Origin of the sequence: Microbacterium sp. NPDC089320 (assembly GCF_040684875.1) — a bacterium.
Lineage (GTDB): Bacteria > Actinomycetota > Actinomycetes > Actinomycetales > Microbacteriaceae > Microbacterium.
In genome coordinates this window covers 113,730-128,961 of sequence record NZ_JBFBGY010000002.1, presented here as the reverse complement: position 1 = coordinate 128,961, position 15,232 = coordinate 113,730, and the positions used below count along the sequence as shown (strand labels likewise).

Genomic DNA, 15,232 nt, shown 5'->3' with positions numbered 1-15,232 from the left:
ACGACGAAGAGGAGAACCGCATGACTGACCACGCGCACGCACCCCGCAGGGCGATCGTCACCGCCGGCGATTCGGGCATCGGCCGCGCCACGGCGGTGGCGCTCGCCGCCGCCGGGATGGAGGTGGCGATCACCTGGCATTCCGACCAGGCCGGCGCCGAGCAGACCGCCGAGGAGGCGCGCACCCACGGGGCACGCGCGATCACGGCGCAGCTCGACGTCGCCGACATCCCCGCGTGCGGCGACGTGATCGACAGTCTCGTCGGCGAGCTCGGCGGCCTCGATGTCTTCGTGAACAACGCGGGGACGGGGTCGTCGACTCCGTTCCTCGATCTCTCACTGGACGACTGGAGGCACGTCCTGGACACCGATCTCACCGGTGCCTTCGTGTGCCTCCAGCGCGCCGCGCGGGCCATGGTCGCAGCGGGCAACGGCGGCCGTCTGATCGCGGTGACCAGCGTGCACGCGCATCAGCCGATGGTCGGGTCGAGCGCCTACGACGCGGCGAAGCACGGGCTCAGTGGGCTGATGAAGAATCTCGCCCTCGAGCTGGGCTCGGCGGGGATCAGCGCGGTCAGCGTCGCCCCTGGTGAGATCGCGACCCCCATGACCGGGCAGACGGATGCGGATCCGCACGCGCAGGACCGCCCGGGCATCCCTCTCGGACGCCCGGGCGACGCGCGCGAGGTGGCCGCACTGATCGCCTTCCTCGCCTCGCCCCCGGCCGCGTACATCTCCGGAGCATCCGTGGTGATCGACGGCGGGATGCTGCAGATGGGGCCGCAGGCCGGAGCGGCCATCGAGTCGCACGAGTGGCGGACGACATGACTCCGACCGGAGCCTAGATCTCGCCGGTCTCGAGGATCCACGGAGGCTCGGTCTCCGTCACGGCCGAGGGGTGGGACGACGCGATCCGCTCACGCATCGTGCGCACGGTCGCGTCGTTGTCGGGCTCCTCGAGCTCTGAGTTGGTCGATTCGACCATGAGCTCGGTGCTCGCGGTGAGGAGGAACGACGCGTCGACGACATTGCCGTCGGGGCTGACGACGCGCAGCGTCACCGTGTCGGCGCTCCCTCGCCCGCCAGCATCCGCGCATAGTCCATGAGCGTGTCCGCTGCGTCATCACCCACGAGAACCGACTTCTCGGCATACTTCACGTGCTTCATCATCCGCTCCTCTCGATTCGTTGCGTGCCAGGCAACCCTGACGGCTCCCCGGCAGACAGGGGCTTGACGATCGACGCGAGAAGGTCGCGGTCATTCGGACTCGACGCTGCTCACATGATGCGGCACGCCGACCGGCTTGGATTCGCTCGATCCTCTCTGCCGCAGATAGATCGAGAACGCGACCATCGCGCCGACGGCCAGGAACTCCGACTGCCAGTTCTGCAGCGTGCGGTTCCAGAACTCCGCCGAGACGACGTAGTCGATCCATGTCACCGGCGGCAACCCGTGCTGAGCGTTCTCCTCGGTGGCGACGACATGGCCGGCGAGCGACTGGGCGAGCCACGAGAGCAGGAAGATCGTGCCCATCGCGAGCAGGAGGGAGTTGGAATAGATCCACCCGCGCACTCCGTGCACCTTCGCCCAGCGCGGCGAGTCGGCGCGGGCGTGCTCGCCGACGAGCTGATCCGAGTCGGAGCCCACTCCTTCGTCACCGGGCTTCTTCGACTCCGGCGACCCTCTCTGGATGAACCAGATGGTCGCGAGGATGAAGAGGAAGAACTGCAAGAACTCCGACTGCCAGTTCTCCGCCACGTCGACGAGGAAGTCGGACGAGGTGATGAACTCCAGATACGGCACGGGGGGTCGGCCGTGCTGAGCGAGTTCCTCGTTGTTGTAGGCGTGTCCTGCGATCGACTGCCCGACCAGGCTGAGCGCGAAGATGGCGAGGAAGACGAGGCTGAGTCCCCCGTCTCTGACGAAGCGACGCATCTCGTTCACCTCCCCAGCAGAGGCAGGGCGATCATGGTCGCCAGGCCGACAACGATGATGAGCGTCCATGACCAGAACGCCATGCGCATCGATGCGCGACCGACCGTGGGATCCGACATGAGTGTCTCCTCTCTCTGTGCCACGTCACCCCCGCAGTGCCTCGAGCGCCGGGCGTGGCGCTCGTCCTCGAGGCTGCCGGGGCTGCTCACCCCGCGGCTGCGGTGCGGGAATCCGTCTCGTGACGGCTTCACCGGCGTCGAGCACCAGCTGCTCGTCGTAGTGCATGATCGTCAGCGGCTCGCCCGAGGCGAGCCGGTAGGTGACCTCGGCCTGGCGGACATCGACACGGAGGATGCAGCCGTGGACGCGCACCCCGAAGTCGAGCCTGTCGATCTGACGCGGCAGACGCGGGCAGAAACGCATGCCGCTGTCGCTGTCACGCATGCCGCCGAAGCCTGCGGTTATGGCCGTCCAGACTCCCGCGAGGGCTGCGATGTGGAGCCCCTCGCCGGTGTTGCCGTGCAGATCGTCGAGATCGAGCGTGGCGACCTCAGCGAGGTAGTCGAGCGCGAGATCCAGGTGACCGACCTCCGCGGCGATCACCGCCTGCGCCGCCGCGGACAGGGAGGAATCACGCACCGTGATCGCCTCGTAGTAGTCGAACGCGCGCGCCTTCTGCTCCGCTGTGAACGCCTCGTGCGAGAAGAAGAGGGCGAGAACGAGGTCAGCCTGTTTCACGACCTGCTTCCGATAGAGATCGAAGTACGGGAAGTGGTCGTGCAGCAGATACTCGTCCGGTGACGTCGACTCGAAGTCCCACCGTTCGAGGTCGGTGTACCCGGCGGCCTGCGGATGCACGCCCCGTTCGTGATCGAAAGGAACAGCCATCGACGCTGCTGCGAGTTCCCACCGCGCGATCTCGTCATCCGCGATCCTGAGCTCCGACGCGACATCCGGATGCCGTCGCGCAGCGGCCGCCGCGCCCCGAAGGTTCTTCTGGGCGGCGAGGTTCGTGAAGACGTTGTCGTTCACGATGGCCGAGTACTCGTCCGGCCCCGTGACGCCGTCGATGTGGAAGCCGCCGTGCGCGTCCCACCGACCCAGCGAGACCCACAGACGGGCGGACTCGGCGAGGATCTCGAGGCCCGCCTCCCGTTCGAAGGCGACATCGCCCGTCGCCCTCACATGGTGCAGGACCGCGCCCGCCACATCGGCGTTGATATGGAACGCGGCAGTGCTGGCCGGCCAGTATCCCGACGACTCCCTGCCGTCGATGGTCCGCCACGGCAGAGCCGCGCCCTTCAGATGCAGCTGCGCCGCCCTGTCGCGAGCACGGTCGAGCACGGAGTGCCGCCACCGCAGCGCCTGCTCCGCCGCGTGCGGGAGCGTCGAGGTGAGAACGGGGAGGACGAAGCCTTCGAAGTCCCAGAAGGTGTGCCCCTCGTATCCGGAGCCGGTCAGCCCCTTGCCGGGCACAGATCGGAGCTCCATGCGCACGGATGCCTGGAACACCTGGAACAGCGCGAACCGCACGGCCTGCTGGAGCCGTGGCGGCCCGTCGACGCGCACGTCGGCGCACTCCCAGAACTCGTCCAGTCGCACCTTCTGGTCTGCGAGCAGCGCCTCCCATCCGGCCTGCAGCGCGTCTCCGACCGCCGTCTCGGCTCGGTCGCGCAGCGCGGCGGTCGACAGGTCCGACGAATACTCGTGTCCCACCATCTTGACGATCTCGAGCGTCGCTCCGGCGTCCAGGGATGCGCGAATCGTGGTGCGCGCGCGGTCGCCCGTCGTGTCGACGTCCGTCTCGACGCTCGGCTCGCGTCCGAGGGAGCCGCCGACGTGATGCGCCATCGCCACAGCGGTCGTGAGTCCACTCTTCCTGGTCCGGTGCACGAGGGTGGCGGCTCCCCCGTCGGCGGCGTAGTCCACCGTCTCCAGCGGCTCGCTCAGCAGCTCCTGGACCCGGGGGTCGTCATGAGTGATCGGCAGCGGCTCGTTCGCCAGCAGCTCGGAGACGACGGTCACCTCTGCCGGAGTCTCGAGCGCCTGCACGCGGTACCGCACGGCCGCGACGGACCGGTGCGTGAACGAGACGATCCTCGTCGAACGGATCCGCACGCGCTGACCGATCGGGCTGGTCCACTCGACATCGCGTTCGAGTGTTCCGGCCCGGAAGTCGAGACGACGGGTATGTGTCGTGAGCGTTCCGCGGCGGACATCGAAGGGCTCGTCCCCCACGATCAGCCGGATCAGCTGGCCGTTGGCCGCGTTGATCACGCTCTGCCCGCACTCGGGGTAGCCGTACCCTTCTTCGGCATACGGCATCGGGTGCTCTTCGAAGAGGCCGTTGAGGTAGCTGCCGGCGACCCCGCGCGGGTCGCCCTCGTCGAGGTTGCCGCGCCAGCCCACATGGCCGTTCGAGAGCCCGAAGACGGACTCCTCGTGCGCGAGATTCTCGACGTCGATGCCATCAGCGCTGATGCTCCACTCATGGGCGTCGAATCGCAGCCGGGATCTGCTCATGTGCTCCTCTTCCGTCGACACGTGCTCTGGAAGAGAACGTAGTCAGGGACTGAGAAGCGGACGAGCGGGTTGATTCCCTCTCCGCGGGCGGGTAGGACTCGCGGAGACGTGCGGTCCTGGTCAGGACTCATCGAGCAGCAGCCTCTCGGGAGATCCGTCGCCGGATCCGTCGCCGGCTGTGCGCCGCGACCCTCATCCGGTGCTCGCCGTACCGCACTCCGCCCCGCAGCCGCGCCCCGATGGCGAGCCACGAGCATAAGGCCCGCTCAGCGACCCACAGCGGTGCCCACAGTGCGCTGCTGGCCGGGAAGACGGAAGGACCGTCGAGCCGTCGCCGCCCGCGCTCGGCGAGCAGGATGACCGCGAGCAGCAGGAGCGTGAGGGCACCCGGCCGGTGGCGCAGCGCCCACACCGTCGGAAGGATGGCCGCCTCGATCACGAGGCGCAGCGGCTGCCCCCAGCTGTCGTACGCCTGCCTGACCCGCTGCGAGAGGAAGTGCCGAGCGGTGGGCGGGCGTCTCGCGACGAAGACGTCGGGGCGAGAGCGGACTCGGCCGCCGACTGCACGGATGGTGCGTTCCATCTCGAGATTCTCGAAGAGGGTGTCCGCGTCGTATCCGCCGGCCCCAAGCAGCGTCGAACGCCGCAGCGCGTATGTTCCGGGGTAGTCGGACGACACCGCGCGGTTGAGGAGACTGCGAGCGGTGTCCCACCGCGCATGCCAGGGAAGTGGAGCGAAGTGGTTCTGCGGTTTCACCAGGGTCGCGAGGTCGAGTTCCGCGACGACCGCGGCGAGCGCGCGATAGTCGTAGCGCACGTCGTCGTCGGCGATGACCACACGCTCGTGCCGCGCGGACGCGATGCCGGTGAGCACGCCGCGCACCTTGCCGTTCGCCCCCGGGATCCCATCGCACGGGATGTGCCGGACGAGATCCGACCAGGCCGACGCATGAGCCGCGAAACGATCGGGGTCTGATCCGTCGATTACCGTCACGTCTGCCCAGGCACGCAACCGCGTCAGATAGGCCGTGAGGTCCTCCATCGTCTCGTCACTCCCCCATCGCACGGGGAGAACGTACTCGATATCCAGCAGTGGAGCGCCCTTCATGGCGGCACGATAGGTCGCGCCCGCTCGAGGCTTCTCGGGTATTGACAAGATCGCCCGGCCCGTCGTGACGCGGGCGACCGCGGCGCCCGGCTGCTACAGGTCGGCGGGCACGCCGAGCTTCTCCCCTGACGACGTGTCGTCGGGCTCTGCGACGAGGTAGAGGCCGGTCGGCGCATTCGCGGTGAACGCGAGCGCGTCGACCCATCGCCGATTGATCGAGGGCTGCCTGCTGCCGAGGAACCGATACACGAGCGCACACCCCGGATGCAGCCAGACGGTGGTGCGGCCTCCCCCGATGCTCGGATCCTCGCGCCAGCTGAACGTGAAGGGCTCACCCCGCCGGTGCTTGGCGGTGATCACGAGCTGGAGGTGACTGAGGGCACGATCTTCGATGTCGATCCTGGTCGATCCCTCGTAGGTGAATCTGCCCATCATGCACCTCTCCGTAGTGCGGGCGCGGGGAGGGACGAGGGCGACGATGCAGCGGTGTCGCACGATCGCGGAAGGGTCAGCGTCACGTCGGGGAGGTCGGACATGGTGTCAGGGTAGGAAGACCGTGTCGCCTTCCGGAGGGTATTGACAAGTTCGCATTGACCTGAAGGCACCCGCAGCGCCGGGAATCAGTCGCCGGTGAGCATCCTCAGCACCTCGGACACGCCGTGGTAGTCGCGAGCGGGCAGCTCATGGATGGCGTCGATGGTGGGCACGTCGAGATGATCGACGACGGCGATCCTCAGCAGATCGTCCTTCGTCGCGGGGTAGTCGATGCTCCGAAGCGTGCGAGCGAGTCGTGCGTCGGTGGAGGGGTGGGCGGCGAGGCGATCCGGGGATGACGTCATGCGGATCATTCTTCGGACCGCCCGGGGGAACTTCCCCTCTCTTGACAGCCGACCGACCGCGATGTAGGCGCGCCGCGACCGCTTACATCTCGTCGATCATCAGTTCACCGTGGGCGTTGAGGCTGTTCATCATGCGGGACACGCGCTCGGCGTCCACGCGAATCGGCTCGGGGCTGTCGAATGCCAGGACGAGCGGGATGCTCGGATGGATCCACGCCGTCAGGCGCCCGTCTGGGGAAGCGTCTCCCGGCACCCAGGACATCATGAAGCTCTCCTGCCGACGGAGCTTCGTGCCCATGACGATCTTCATGTGCGCGAGCGTGACATCGTCGATGACGATCGGGTCGAGTGTGCTGTCGTACCTGAGGCGTCCCATCGGGCGATGGTAGTCGAGCGCGCGTCGGCGCGAAGGGGCGTTGACAGCGAGAGGACGGTCGGGTTCGGTCTCGCGCCCGCCGCCTCGAACCACATCATCCCGTCGATCACAAGCCCCTGTTCACTGCTGCTGTCCGCGACGGACCCTGACGGCATGAGCCACCCAGACGACATCAAGCAACCGCTCGACCATCTGCCTCCGCTCGACGAGCGCGACAAGGCCGTCGAGATCGATGAGCCGCACTATCCGACGTCCGAGGCTCCGCCCGGCCCTGAGCACGCGTCCCCTGATACCGCCGCAGAGCCCGACAAGCCGAACCGGCACGGGGTGGACAAGCTGCCGCCGACAGGCCGCTGATCCGTCACTCCCCGTCAGACCGGTCCGATTCGGGGTCCCCGGACTCCGCATCGGCCTGCTGGCGGATGCGGCGGGCTTCCTCGATGTCCTGCTGCTCCTTCTCTGCAGCCTTATCGCTCTTGCGCGTGTCGCGCGGCGGAAGACGGATCTCCCGTTCGGCGGCGATCCCCGCCTGCAGTTGACGGCCTCGCTCGAGTTCGGCGTCGAACTCGGCGCCGACGAGCAGCGCCAGGTTGGCGATCCACAGCCAGAGCAGGAACACGATGATCCCTGCGAGGGAGCCGTAGGTGCGGTCGTAGTTCGAGAAGTTCGCCACGTAGAAGGCGAAGCCCGCGGTGGCGATGGCCAGCACGAGGATCGCGAGCAGCGCCCCGAGGCTGATCCAGCGGAATCGCGGCTGCTTCGCGTTCGGTGTGGCGTAATAGAGGATCGCGACGGCGAGGACGATGATGAACGCCAGGAGCGGCCACTTCGCGATCGACCAGATCGTCTGCGGAACGGTACCGAGTCCGAGGAATTCGCCGATGGCGCGCGTGACCGGGCCGGACACGACGAGGATGATCGCCGCGATGACGAACAGCACGATGGTGATCACCGTCACGAGCAGCTGTGCGGGCTTGAGCTTCCAGAACGGTCGCCCCTCGTCGATCTCGTAGATGCGGTTCATCGCTCGGCTGAAGGCGCCGACGTACCCCGACGCCGACCAGATCGCAAGCACGATGCCGCTAATCAGTGCGAACCCGGCGGCCGGCGAGCCGGCGACCTGCTCGATCGGCCCCCGCAGAGTGTCCGCCGTGTCGCCCGGGGCGACCTGCTCGATGATCCCCAGCACCGCATCCCCGGCCGCCTGCCCCTGACCGACGACGCCGAGCAGCGAGAAGACCGCGATCAGACCGGGGAAGATCGACAGCACCGCGTAGTACGTCAGTGCCGCCGCGATGTCGGTGCACTGGTCCGATGAGAATTCGCGAAAGGCCTTCTTCGCCACGTACTTCCACGATCGCCCGTGGAGATCGTCCGGAGAATCCGGCTTGCCCGACGCCTCGGGATCGGGACTCCGATCAGGGGCCTCCGTGTGCTGCTGAGACATCATCATTCCCTTCCTGCCGATTCGCTGGATCGGTGAGCACTGGTCTAGCGGGGTGTGCAGGCCGATCCAGGACCCTTGCCGGACGCCAGGTCTCGGGTGTATGCGGGCAAACGAGCTCGCCCAGATCGAGCGACTGACGTTCGCCGGTGTGCAAGGGCCTTGCGACGCACGCCGCCCGCCTGTAGGTGTGGACGCACGCCGCCCGCCTGTAGGTGTGGGGGCACGGGGAGATCGATGAAGGGATGTCCGATCGTGGGCAAGTTCGTGTACGAGGCAAATCAGAAAGTCGAGATCGACGACCGCGCGCTCCATCATCTTCAGGTCGTGATGACGACCAAGCTCCGCCGCGGTGAGCCGTTCCTCTTCACCTGGAGGGAAGACCCCAGCATCGGCGGAGGTCGCAGCTCGGTCTGGATGCATCCGGGGTGCAATCTGGTCTTCAAGTACGCCAGCAGCAGGGTCCCTGAGCTCAACCGGCAGTGGATCGACGCTCTCGCGTTCACGGCGAACTCACCGTCGGGGCTGTATCTGGTCCACGAACCCGCAAGCGTCGGTGCACCGCACGAACCGGCCGTGGGCGTGCACTGAGGACCGGTTCCGGATGCCCTTCGATGTCGCCCGTGACCCGCACTCGCAGAACGACCTGACCGCTGTCTTCCGCAGCCTGGCCGACGCTCTGGATCCGGTCCACGACGTGATCGACACCATGGACCTTCTCGTCGAGGCCGCGACGCGCTTCACGCCGGCGGTCGAAGCCGGGATCGTCCTCGCCGACGACCAAGGGAGACTGCACGTGCTCGGCTCGACGAGCGAGCGCGCGAGCGACCTGGAGGAGGCCGAGCTCGGCATCGAGCAGGGACCCTGTCTGGACAGCTTCCAGTCCGGGCAGGTGGTCGAGACGGCTGATCTGCGGTCGAGCATCGATCGCTGGCCCGAGTTCGCTCCCCTCGCGGTGCGACGGGGCCTCCGCTCCGGCTACGCGGTGCCCCTCACGCTGCGCGGTCAGCGCCTCGGTTCGCTGAACCTCTTCTTCGACAGGGTCGGTGTGGTCACCGACGAGGACGCGGCCGTGGCCCAGGCTCTCGCCGAGTTCGCCACCATCGGATTGGTGCAGCATCGGGCGCTCGCCGAGCGCGCCGATCGCGCGGCACAGCTTCAGCACGCGCTCGACAGCAGGATCGTGATCGAGCAGGCGAAGGGCGCTCTGTCCTATCAGCGCGGCGTCTCGATCGACGACGCCTTCCTCATCCTCAGACGCCACGCGCGCGCGACCGGCTCGCGCCTGCACGATGTCGCCCTCGAGATCGTCGACCGGCGACTCACCCTGTGAGGGACTCGATCACCGCGCTCGGTCGGTCTCGGCCTGGCCCGGATCGCCATCGGTGGGGTCGATGATCTCGTCGGTCAGACACACGCCGCCCGTGCTGCTGAGCGTCTGAGAGAGCTCCTCGATCCACCGCCGGTTCAGCGTCGGCGACTCCGTCTCGTCGAACACGAATCGCAGCGGAATCGACGGATGCAGCCAGATGGTCGAGCGGCCGGGTGCTTCGCCGTCCTTGTGCACCCACGACAGGGTGAAGCTCTCGTTGCGCCGCAGTTTCGTCGTCACCACGATCTTGAGGTGAGCCAGTGCGCGATCCTCGATGAGGATCGGGGGCTGAGCCGCTCCGTAGAAGAGTCTTCCCATATATCAACCGTACGCGCGTGCGGCGCGGGATGGGAGGGACTGTCGCTGACGACTCGATCCGGCACCGCTAGGCGGGCGTCGGCTCATCGGCGAGGCCGCGGAGGAAGTCCGCGGACGGCGCGAAGAACGTGCTGCCTGTCGTCGCGCGGGAATAGTCCAGCAGCCGGTCGAACGCGCCGGGCGGGTCGCCGATGAACATGTTCTCGAGCATCTTCTCGATGACCCAGAGGTGGCGCGAGTATCCGATGAAGTACGTGCCGAACGACGACGAGCCGGGGCTCCCGAAGGGCATGTTGTCGCGCAGGATGTCGTGTTCGACGCCGTCCCTCACGATCGTGGCGAGGGTCTTGTGGGATTTCTGGCCGACGGCCACGTCGTCGATCTCGACGTTGTCGGCCTTCTTGCGGCCGATCACCGCCTCCTGCTGCTCGGTCGTCAACGACTGCCACTGCGCGAGATCATGCAGATATCTCTGGACGACGACGTAGCTGCCTCCGACGTGGTCGCCGTCCTCCGCACCCACCAGCGTCGACTCGGCGATCGCGTTCCCCACCGGGTTCGCCGTGCCGTCGACGAAGCCGAGCAGGTCGCGGACGTCGAAGTACCGGAAGCCCGTGGTCTCGTCGACCACCGTGACGGCGCCGTCGAGCACGCCGAGCAGCTGCCGCTCGAACTCGAAGACGAGGTCCTGGCGGTTCGCCCGAATGTGGAACAGCAGATCTCCGGGGGTCCCCGGCGCGGTGTGCACGCGACCCACCACCGGCGCGAACGGGTGCAGCTCGGCCGGCGCACGGCGCGCGGTGAGTCGCGGCCAGGCCGACGAGCCGATGCCGACCGTGCACGACAGCATCGCATCCAGGTCGCGGAATCCCACGTTCTTCACGATGTCGTCTATGCCGCTGATCGTGTCGCGCACGGTGGATGCGGCATCCGCGCCGTCTCTGATCTGCAGCACGAGAAAGGTGGCGCTGGACGTCAGGGGCGCATCGACCCTCTGCGATTCGATCGGGACCCGGCGGGAGGAAGAGGTGCTCACCTTCACGAACCTAGGCCGATTCGGCGAGCGGGGCTTCGACGGGTGTCGAACGAGCAGGTGGTCTCGGTCGGACACGCTTGAGTACCACCGGGAATCCCGACATCATGACCCCGACGGCACACCGATGACAGGAGATGCACCCATGAGCGACGTGACCGACTTCATTCGGGCGGATGTCGCACCTTCGGGCCCGGGGTGCCAGGACTGCGAGGCGATCGGCTCGTGGTGGCTCCATCTGCGTCGGTGCGCCTACTGCGGGCACATCGGATGCTGTGACGACTCCCTGCACAAGCACGCGACGGCACACGCCCACGCGAGCGGCCATCGAGTCATCCAGAGCTTCGAGCCCGGCGAGGACTGGTTCTGGGATTTCGGCTCCGAGACCGCCTTCGACGGTCCCGTCCTCGCTCCCCCGCACAGCCATCCGCGGTCCCAGAGCACCCCCGGTCCCGCCGAGCGCGTGCCCGCGGACTGGCAGGAGCAGCTCGCGGGCGACGCGTGAGCACCCACCGGCACTGATCAGCGCAGAGGGGTGATGCCCTGGGCGGCGCGCGGGAAGCTCGCCAGCACCGCGGGGTCGATGGTGAGGTGTGCGGCGACGAGCTGCGGCGGCACGTGCGAGAGCCAGTTCGCGAGCGAGACCTCTTCGTACCTGTCGGTGCGGAACACCTCGAGGAACTGCAGCACGTCATCGCCGGTGTTCTCGACGTAGTGGCCGAAGTTCTTCCTCACCACTCCCACGTCTCCGGCGCGGAAGTCGGTGGTGTTCGCGTGCGGGCCGGTGTTGAACACCGTCATGCGCGCGGAGCCGCGCAGGTAGTACTGCCATTCGTCAGCGTTCGGGTGCCAGTGCAGCTCCCGCATCGAGCCCGGCTGGACTGTCACGAGGGCCGCGGCGACCGTGCTGGAGTAGGCGTAGTTGGTGGAATCGGCGATCTGGATGGATCCGCCCGAGTTCTCGTAGAGCGGCTTCGACCGTGACAGGCGGAAGATGACCGGCTCCATCCCCCATTCGACCCCGGCGGCGGCCTGATCGACGTCGAGCGCGGGCGGTTCGTCGCCGGGGAAGATCCAGAGGTTGTGCAGCGGGATGTCGGAGAAGACCTCCTGGGCGACGCCGAAGTTCTTGGCGAGGACCTCGGGCGGGGTGTGCGCGAACCAGTCGGTCAGCAGCAGGGTGTTCGATTCGGACTGGTCGCCGTCGTCGAACGCGAGCACGAACTCCGCTCCGTCCGGACCGAGACCCTGCAGAGAGTGCGGAGTGCCGGCGGGGAAGAACCACAGGTCGCCCTCCTCCACATCCTCCACCGCAGGAAGACCCGAGCGGCTGAGCGTCGTGACCCGCGCCCTGCCGCGCGTCATCACGGCCCATTCCGCCGTCTGGTGCCAGTGCAGCTCGCGAATCCCCCCGGGCTCGAGATACATGTTGACCCCGGCGATCTCCTCGGAGATGTGGAAGTCCTGCTTCGTGAGCTCTCGCGCCCAGCCGCCGCGCTGCACGCGGCGAGGTGAGATGTTGAACGACGACCAGAAGAACGGCTGGGTGCTGATGTCGGTCGCCGGCGCGTGCATCTGATTCGGGAACTGCGACTCGATGACCTCGTTCTGCGGCCCCGTCATCGCGTTGCTCTGCGGGCGGTCGGTGATGTTCACCTCTCCCTCCTGCGGCAGGTCGGGGTCGCCGTATGACGGGCCGTCCGGGTGGGTGGAGGGGTGGTCGTCAGGTTCCATGCGAGAGGCTCCGTCTCTGGTTGCGGGTGCGGCGTCTCTCGACGTCGCGGTGGTGCGGATGCGGCATCGCGAGCAGGTGCGTCACCTCGAGCTCCTGCGTGCTCATGGTGCGGGCGCGGGTGATCAGCTGTGCGTCGAACTCGGTGGTGCGGCCTTCGTGCTGGCTCACGTGCTCCCGCCAGGAGCCGACGGAGTACGCCTCGATGACGGACTCCGCATCCTCGGCGTCGACATACAGCTGCCATCCCCGCGCGCCGGTCCGCAGACGTGTCTGTTGCACGCGGGTCATCACGTCGAGGAATTCCCCTCTCCGGTCGACCGGAATGCGGTACCGGATGAGCACCAGGACGGGCGCGTCATCAGCACCGTCCGGGCGGGGCTGATCCTCGACCCCTGGCACCTCCACGATGCCGCGGCCGATGCCGCCGGTCGCAGGGATCGGCCACACGAGAAGAGAGAGCCCGCCCAGGCCGCACAGGATCCCGGCGCCGATCACCACGGCCCCGGCGCCCCACACCGACCCGAGCACGCCCGCTCCCGCGGAGCCGACGGCCGTGCAGCCGAAGAGGACGAGCTGGTAGAACGACAGGCCGCGGGTGCGCACCCAGACAGGCAGGAAGGTCTGGATCGTGCCGTTGACGGTCGCGATCACCCCGATCCACGCGAGCCCGGTCGCCACGAGCACCGGAAACGTGATCCACAGCGTGGGCGACGTCACGAGGATCACGAGACCCGCGCCGTAGACGACGGACGAGCCCAGCACCACGCCGTTCACCGCCGCGACGCGACGCGCCCACGGAAGCACGAACGCGCCGACGATCGACCCCGCTCCGAGCGCTGCGAGCAGCAGACCGTACCCGCTCGCGGAGAACCCGAGAGAGTCCTTCGCGATGGTCGGCAGCAGCGCCCAGAGGGCGTTCGCCGGAATCAGGAAGGCCGCGAGTCGCAGCAGGATGCGGCGGACCACCCGCGAGTGGCGGACGTAGCGGATGCCGGCCCTCGTCGCATCGACGAACGGCTCGGGCCGAGCGACCGGCGGTCTGTACGTCTTCCAGAAGAGCAGCACGCCCAGGAACAGCAGGAAGGAGAGCGCGTTGAGCAGGAAGACCGCCGCGACGCCGAACTGGGCGACGACGAGGCCCGCGATCGCCGGGCCGACGGCCCGTGCGATGTTCACGCCGATCGACGAGAGACCCGCCGCGTCGATCAGCAGCTTCGGCGGCACGATGTCCGGCACGAGCGCCTGGAATGCGGGCAGCTGGATGGCCGAGACCCTCCCCAGCACGAACGTCGATGCCAGCAGGATGGTCGTGGTCGTCTGGCCGACCGCGGTCAGCCAGGTGAGCCCGAGCACGACGAAGAGCTGCACGACCTGCGACCAGAGCAATACGCGGCGACGGTTGAGGAACTCGCCGATGACGCCGGCGGGTATCGCGAACAGCAGCACAGGAGCGGCGGATGCCGTCTGCACGAGTGCCACGAGCAGGGGCGATCCGTCGTCCTGCACCAGCAGCCATTGCGCGCCGACCGTCTGCATCCAGCTGCCGATGTTGCTGACGATCGATGCCAGCCACACCAGACGGAAGATCGGAACGGCGAGCGGCGCGAAGCCCGCCCGCCATCCCGGTCGAGGCTGCACCGTCGGCTCTCCCCCCTCAGCCATGGATCACGGTCTCCGCGAGGATGTCGTCGATGAGGCCGACGATCTCGGCCGCGTGCGTCTGCGTCACCAGATGCGGCGCCTCGTACGACAGAACCGCTCGGCATCGCGCACGCCGGTAGCCGAAGCGCTGTGCCTGCGGGCTCACGGTCCTGTCCTCCGTCGCCACCACTCCCCAGCTGGGCGTCGATCTCCACGCCGCGCCGGTCGCCCGTTCGGTGAAGACCGTGTCGACGATCGGGTGCTGCGAGACGGCGAGGACTCCCGCCTCGTCGGCGGGCAGACCCTCGGCGAGCAGGCGGGCGAATCGGTCGGGCTCCACGGTGAGCTCCGCGCGGTGCGCCCCGACGTCGTCGGTGAACTGCGCAGACACCAGGTGGTCCGACGCCTCCACCGGCGCGAAGAGGTCGCACAGGTCGGCGATGCACTCGCCCTCATCCGGCACGTATCCCGCGATGAAGAGGAGTCCGGTGACGTTCGTCGCGTCACCCGCGACCGAGATGACCGCGGCGCCGTAGCCGTGCCCGACAAGCAGCACATCTCCGTCGATGCGCTCGACCAGCGAGCGGATGTAGTCGCAGTCGCCGAGGAAACTGCGACCGGATACGGGTGGTGCGAGCACCGTTCGTCCTTCGTCGAGCAGTCGGAGCACGATCGGCCACCATCCGGACGCGTCCACGAAGGCGCCGTGCACGAGGACCACCGTCCTGGTTCTCGTCATCTCGCCCCCTCACGGTCGATCTCGCGTCTGAGACGAATCTAGGAACCGCGGGGCCGACCGCACTGCGACAGGAGTCGAAGACCGTGATCCGCCGAGGCGCGATGCATCCAGGCAGTCCCACTTCTGCCTGCTTTCCTCCTGGTGTGTGCACAGGGATGGGGGTTCTATGA

18 protein-coding genes are annotated in these 15,232 nt (G+C 67.8%); 5 read left to right on the top strand and 13 right to left on the bottom strand.

All coding sequences use genetic code 11. The annotated features are described in order from the left end of the window. Positions 1-20 precede the first annotated feature (20 nt). Positions 21-827 carry an SDR family oxidoreductase gene (locus AB0N61_RS05090; protein ID WP_363362216.1) on the top strand — a complete coding sequence of 269 codons (807 nt, stop codon included), beginning with the start codon at positions 21-23 and terminating at the stop codon, positions 825-827. A gap of 13 nt (positions 828-840) precedes the next feature. Here the strand turns inward: AB0N61_RS05090 and AB0N61_RS05085 are convergent, their stop codons facing one another. The 7 genes from AB0N61_RS05085 to AB0N61_RS05055 all read right to left on the bottom strand — a co-directional run bounded on the left by AB0N61_RS05085 (position 841) and on the right by AB0N61_RS05055 (position 6,780). Beyond that, positions 841-1,059 carry a hypothetical protein gene (locus tag AB0N61_RS05085; protein WP_363362214.1) on the bottom strand — a complete coding sequence of 73 codons (219 nt, stop codon included), beginning with the start codon at positions 1,057-1,059 and terminating at the stop codon, positions 841-843. A 197-nt stretch (positions 1,060-1,256) separates the two neighbouring features. Continuing rightward, a complete protein-coding gene (locus AB0N61_RS05080) occupies positions 1,257-1,934 on the bottom strand; it encodes a DUF6766 family protein (RefSeq protein ID WP_167942801.1) in 678 nt (225 codons plus the stop codon). A gap of 144 nt (positions 1,935-2,078) precedes the next feature. Next, positions 2,079-4,457 carry a glycosyl hydrolase family 65 protein gene (locus tag AB0N61_RS05075; protein ID WP_363362212.1) on the bottom strand — a complete coding sequence of 793 codons (2,379 nt, stop codon included), beginning with the start codon at positions 4,455-4,457 and terminating at the stop codon, positions 2,079-2,081. Between the two features lie 127 nt (positions 4,458-4,584). Continuing rightward, positions 4,585-5,565, bottom strand: coding sequence for a glycosyltransferase (locus tag AB0N61_RS05070; protein ID WP_363362210.1), 981 nt, complete (start codon positions 5,563-5,565; stop codon positions 4,585-4,587). Positions 5,566-5,658: 93 nt separating this feature from the next. Then, positions 5,659-5,997 (bottom strand): ATP-dependent DNA ligase, encoded by a 339-nt coding sequence (locus AB0N61_RS05065; RefSeq protein WP_363363157.1) that lies wholly within the window; start codon positions 5,995-5,997, stop codon positions 5,659-5,661. Between the two features lie 188 nt (positions 5,998-6,185). Beyond that, positions 6,186-6,404, bottom strand: coding sequence for a DUF2795 domain-containing protein (locus AB0N61_RS05060; RefSeq protein ID WP_363362208.1), 219 nt, complete (start codon positions 6,402-6,404; stop codon positions 6,186-6,188). Between the two features lie 82 nt (positions 6,405-6,486). Then, positions 6,487-6,780 (bottom strand): hypothetical protein, encoded by a 294-nt coding sequence (locus AB0N61_RS05055; RefSeq protein WP_363362207.1) that lies wholly within the window; start codon positions 6,778-6,780, stop codon positions 6,487-6,489. 153 nt (positions 6,781-6,933) lie between these two features. Here AB0N61_RS05055 and AB0N61_RS05050 point away from each other — a divergent pair, with 153 nt between their 5' ends. Further along, on the top strand, positions 6,934-7,137 hold the full coding sequence (locus tag AB0N61_RS05050) for a hypothetical protein (protein WP_363362205.1): 204 nt from the start codon (positions 6,934-6,936) through the stop codon (positions 7,135-7,137). Between the two features lie 4 nt (positions 7,138-7,141). On the opposite strand, the gene AB0N61_RS05045 is transcribed toward AB0N61_RS05050, so the two are convergent. After that, the gene (locus tag AB0N61_RS05045; protein ID WP_363362203.1) at positions 7,142-8,227 is read right to left on the bottom strand and encodes a YihY/virulence factor BrkB family protein; all 1,086 of its coding nucleotides are present in this window, start codon (positions 8,225-8,227) and stop codon (positions 7,142-7,144) included. 252 nt (positions 8,228-8,479) lie between these two features. Between AB0N61_RS05045 and AB0N61_RS05040 the strand changes: the two genes are divergently transcribed. After that, entirely contained in the window at positions 8,480-8,815 is a 336-nt protein-coding gene (locus tag AB0N61_RS05040; protein ID WP_363363155.1) for an ATP-dependent DNA ligase, read from the top strand. Positions 8,816-8,828: 13 nt separating this feature from the next. After that, positions 8,829-9,557, top strand: coding sequence for a GAF and ANTAR domain-containing protein (locus AB0N61_RS05035; RefSeq protein ID WP_363362201.1), 729 nt, complete (start codon positions 8,829-8,831; stop codon positions 9,555-9,557). A gap of 9 nt (positions 9,558-9,566) precedes the next feature. On the opposite strand, the gene AB0N61_RS05030 is transcribed toward AB0N61_RS05035, so the two are convergent. Both AB0N61_RS05030 and AB0N61_RS05025 read right to left on the bottom strand, forming a co-directional pair. Then, positions 9,567-9,914 (bottom strand): hypothetical protein, encoded by a 348-nt coding sequence (locus tag AB0N61_RS05030; RefSeq protein ID WP_363362199.1) that lies wholly within the window; start codon positions 9,912-9,914, stop codon positions 9,567-9,569. Positions 9,915-9,981: 67 nt separating this feature from the next. Beyond that, complete coding sequence (locus AB0N61_RS05025; RefSeq protein ID WP_363362197.1) at positions 9,982-10,950, bottom strand: Dyp-type peroxidase; 969 nt, start codon at positions 10,948-10,950, stop codon at positions 9,982-9,984. 142 nt (positions 10,951-11,092) lie between these two features. On the opposite strand from AB0N61_RS05025, the gene AB0N61_RS05020 reads away from it, so the two are divergent. Next, complete coding sequence (locus AB0N61_RS05020; RefSeq protein WP_363362195.1) at positions 11,093-11,452, top strand: UBP-type zinc finger domain-containing protein; 360 nt, start codon at positions 11,093-11,095, stop codon at positions 11,450-11,452. A gap of 17 nt (positions 11,453-11,469) precedes the next feature. On the opposite strand, the gene AB0N61_RS05015 is transcribed toward AB0N61_RS05020, so the two are convergent. Genes AB0N61_RS05015 through AB0N61_RS05005 form a run of 3 tightly spaced genes read right to left on the bottom strand, consistent with a single transcriptional unit; the run spans position 11,470 to position 15,062 of the window. Continuing rightward, a complete protein-coding gene (locus AB0N61_RS05015) occupies positions 11,470-12,681 on the bottom strand; it encodes a cupin domain-containing protein (RefSeq protein ID WP_363362193.1) in 1,212 nt (403 codons plus the stop codon). Then, a complete protein-coding gene (locus AB0N61_RS05010) occupies positions 12,671-14,344 on the bottom strand; it encodes an MFS transporter (RefSeq protein ID WP_363362192.1) in 1,674 nt (557 codons plus the stop codon). The genes AB0N61_RS05015 and AB0N61_RS05010 overlap by 11 nt, the downstream gene beginning before the upstream one ends. After that, entirely contained in the window at positions 14,337-15,062 is a 726-nt protein-coding gene (locus tag AB0N61_RS05005; RefSeq protein ID WP_363362191.1) for an alpha/beta hydrolase, read from the bottom strand. Before AB0N61_RS05005 ends, AB0N61_RS05010 begins: the two co-directional genes overlap by 8 nt. Positions 15,063-15,232 lie beyond the last annotated feature (170 nt).

Coding starts and splice junctions, on each gene's coding strand:
- AB0N61_RS05090 (WP_363362216.1), top strand. CDS start 21: ATGACTGACCACGCGCACGCACCCCGCAGGGCGATCGTCACCGCCGGC.
- AB0N61_RS05080 (WP_167942801.1), bottom strand. CDS start 1,934: ATGCGTCGCTTCGTCAGAGACGGGGGACTCAGCCTCGTCTTCCTCGCC.
- AB0N61_RS05075 (WP_363362212.1), bottom strand. CDS start 4,457: ATGAGCAGATCCCGGCTGCGATTCGACGCCCATGAGTGGAGCATCAGC.
- AB0N61_RS05070 (WP_363362210.1), bottom strand. CDS start 5,565: ATGAAGGGCGCTCCACTGCTGGATATCGAGTACGTTCTCCCCGTGCGA.
- AB0N61_RS05065 (WP_363363157.1), bottom strand. CDS start 5,997: ATGGGCAGATTCACCTACGAGGGATCGACCAGGATCGACATCGAAGAT.
- AB0N61_RS05060 (WP_363362208.1), bottom strand. CDS start 6,404: ATGACGTCATCCCCGGATCGCCTCGCCGCCCACCCCTCCACCGACGCA.
- AB0N61_RS05055 (WP_363362207.1), bottom strand. CDS start 6,780: ATGGGACGCCTCAGGTACGACAGCACACTCGACCCGATCGTCATCGAC.
- AB0N61_RS05050 (WP_363362205.1), top strand. CDS start 6,934: ATGAGCCACCCAGACGACATCAAGCAACCGCTCGACCATCTGCCTCCG.
- AB0N61_RS05045 (WP_363362203.1), bottom strand. CDS start 8,227: ATGTCTCAGCAGCACACGGAGGCCCCTGATCGGAGTCCCGATCCCGAG.
- AB0N61_RS05035 (WP_363362201.1), top strand. CDS start 8,829: ATGCCCTTCGATGTCGCCCGTGACCCGCACTCGCAGAACGACCTGACC.
- AB0N61_RS05030 (WP_363362199.1), bottom strand. CDS start 9,914: ATGGGAAGACTCTTCTACGGAGCGGCTCAGCCCCCGATCCTCATCGAG.
- AB0N61_RS05020 (WP_363362195.1), top strand. CDS start 11,093: ATGAGCGACGTGACCGACTTCATTCGGGCGGATGTCGCACCTTCGGGC.
- AB0N61_RS05015 (WP_363362193.1), bottom strand. CDS start 12,681: ATGGAACCTGACGACCACCCCTCCACCCACCCGGACGGCCCGTCATAC.
- AB0N61_RS05010 (WP_363362192.1), bottom strand. CDS start 14,344: ATGGCTGAGGGGGGAGAGCCGACGGTGCAGCCTCGACCGGGATGGCGG.
- AB0N61_RS05005 (WP_363362191.1), bottom strand. CDS start 15,062: ATGACGAGAACCAGGACGGTGGTCCTCGTGCACGGCGCCTTCGTGGAC.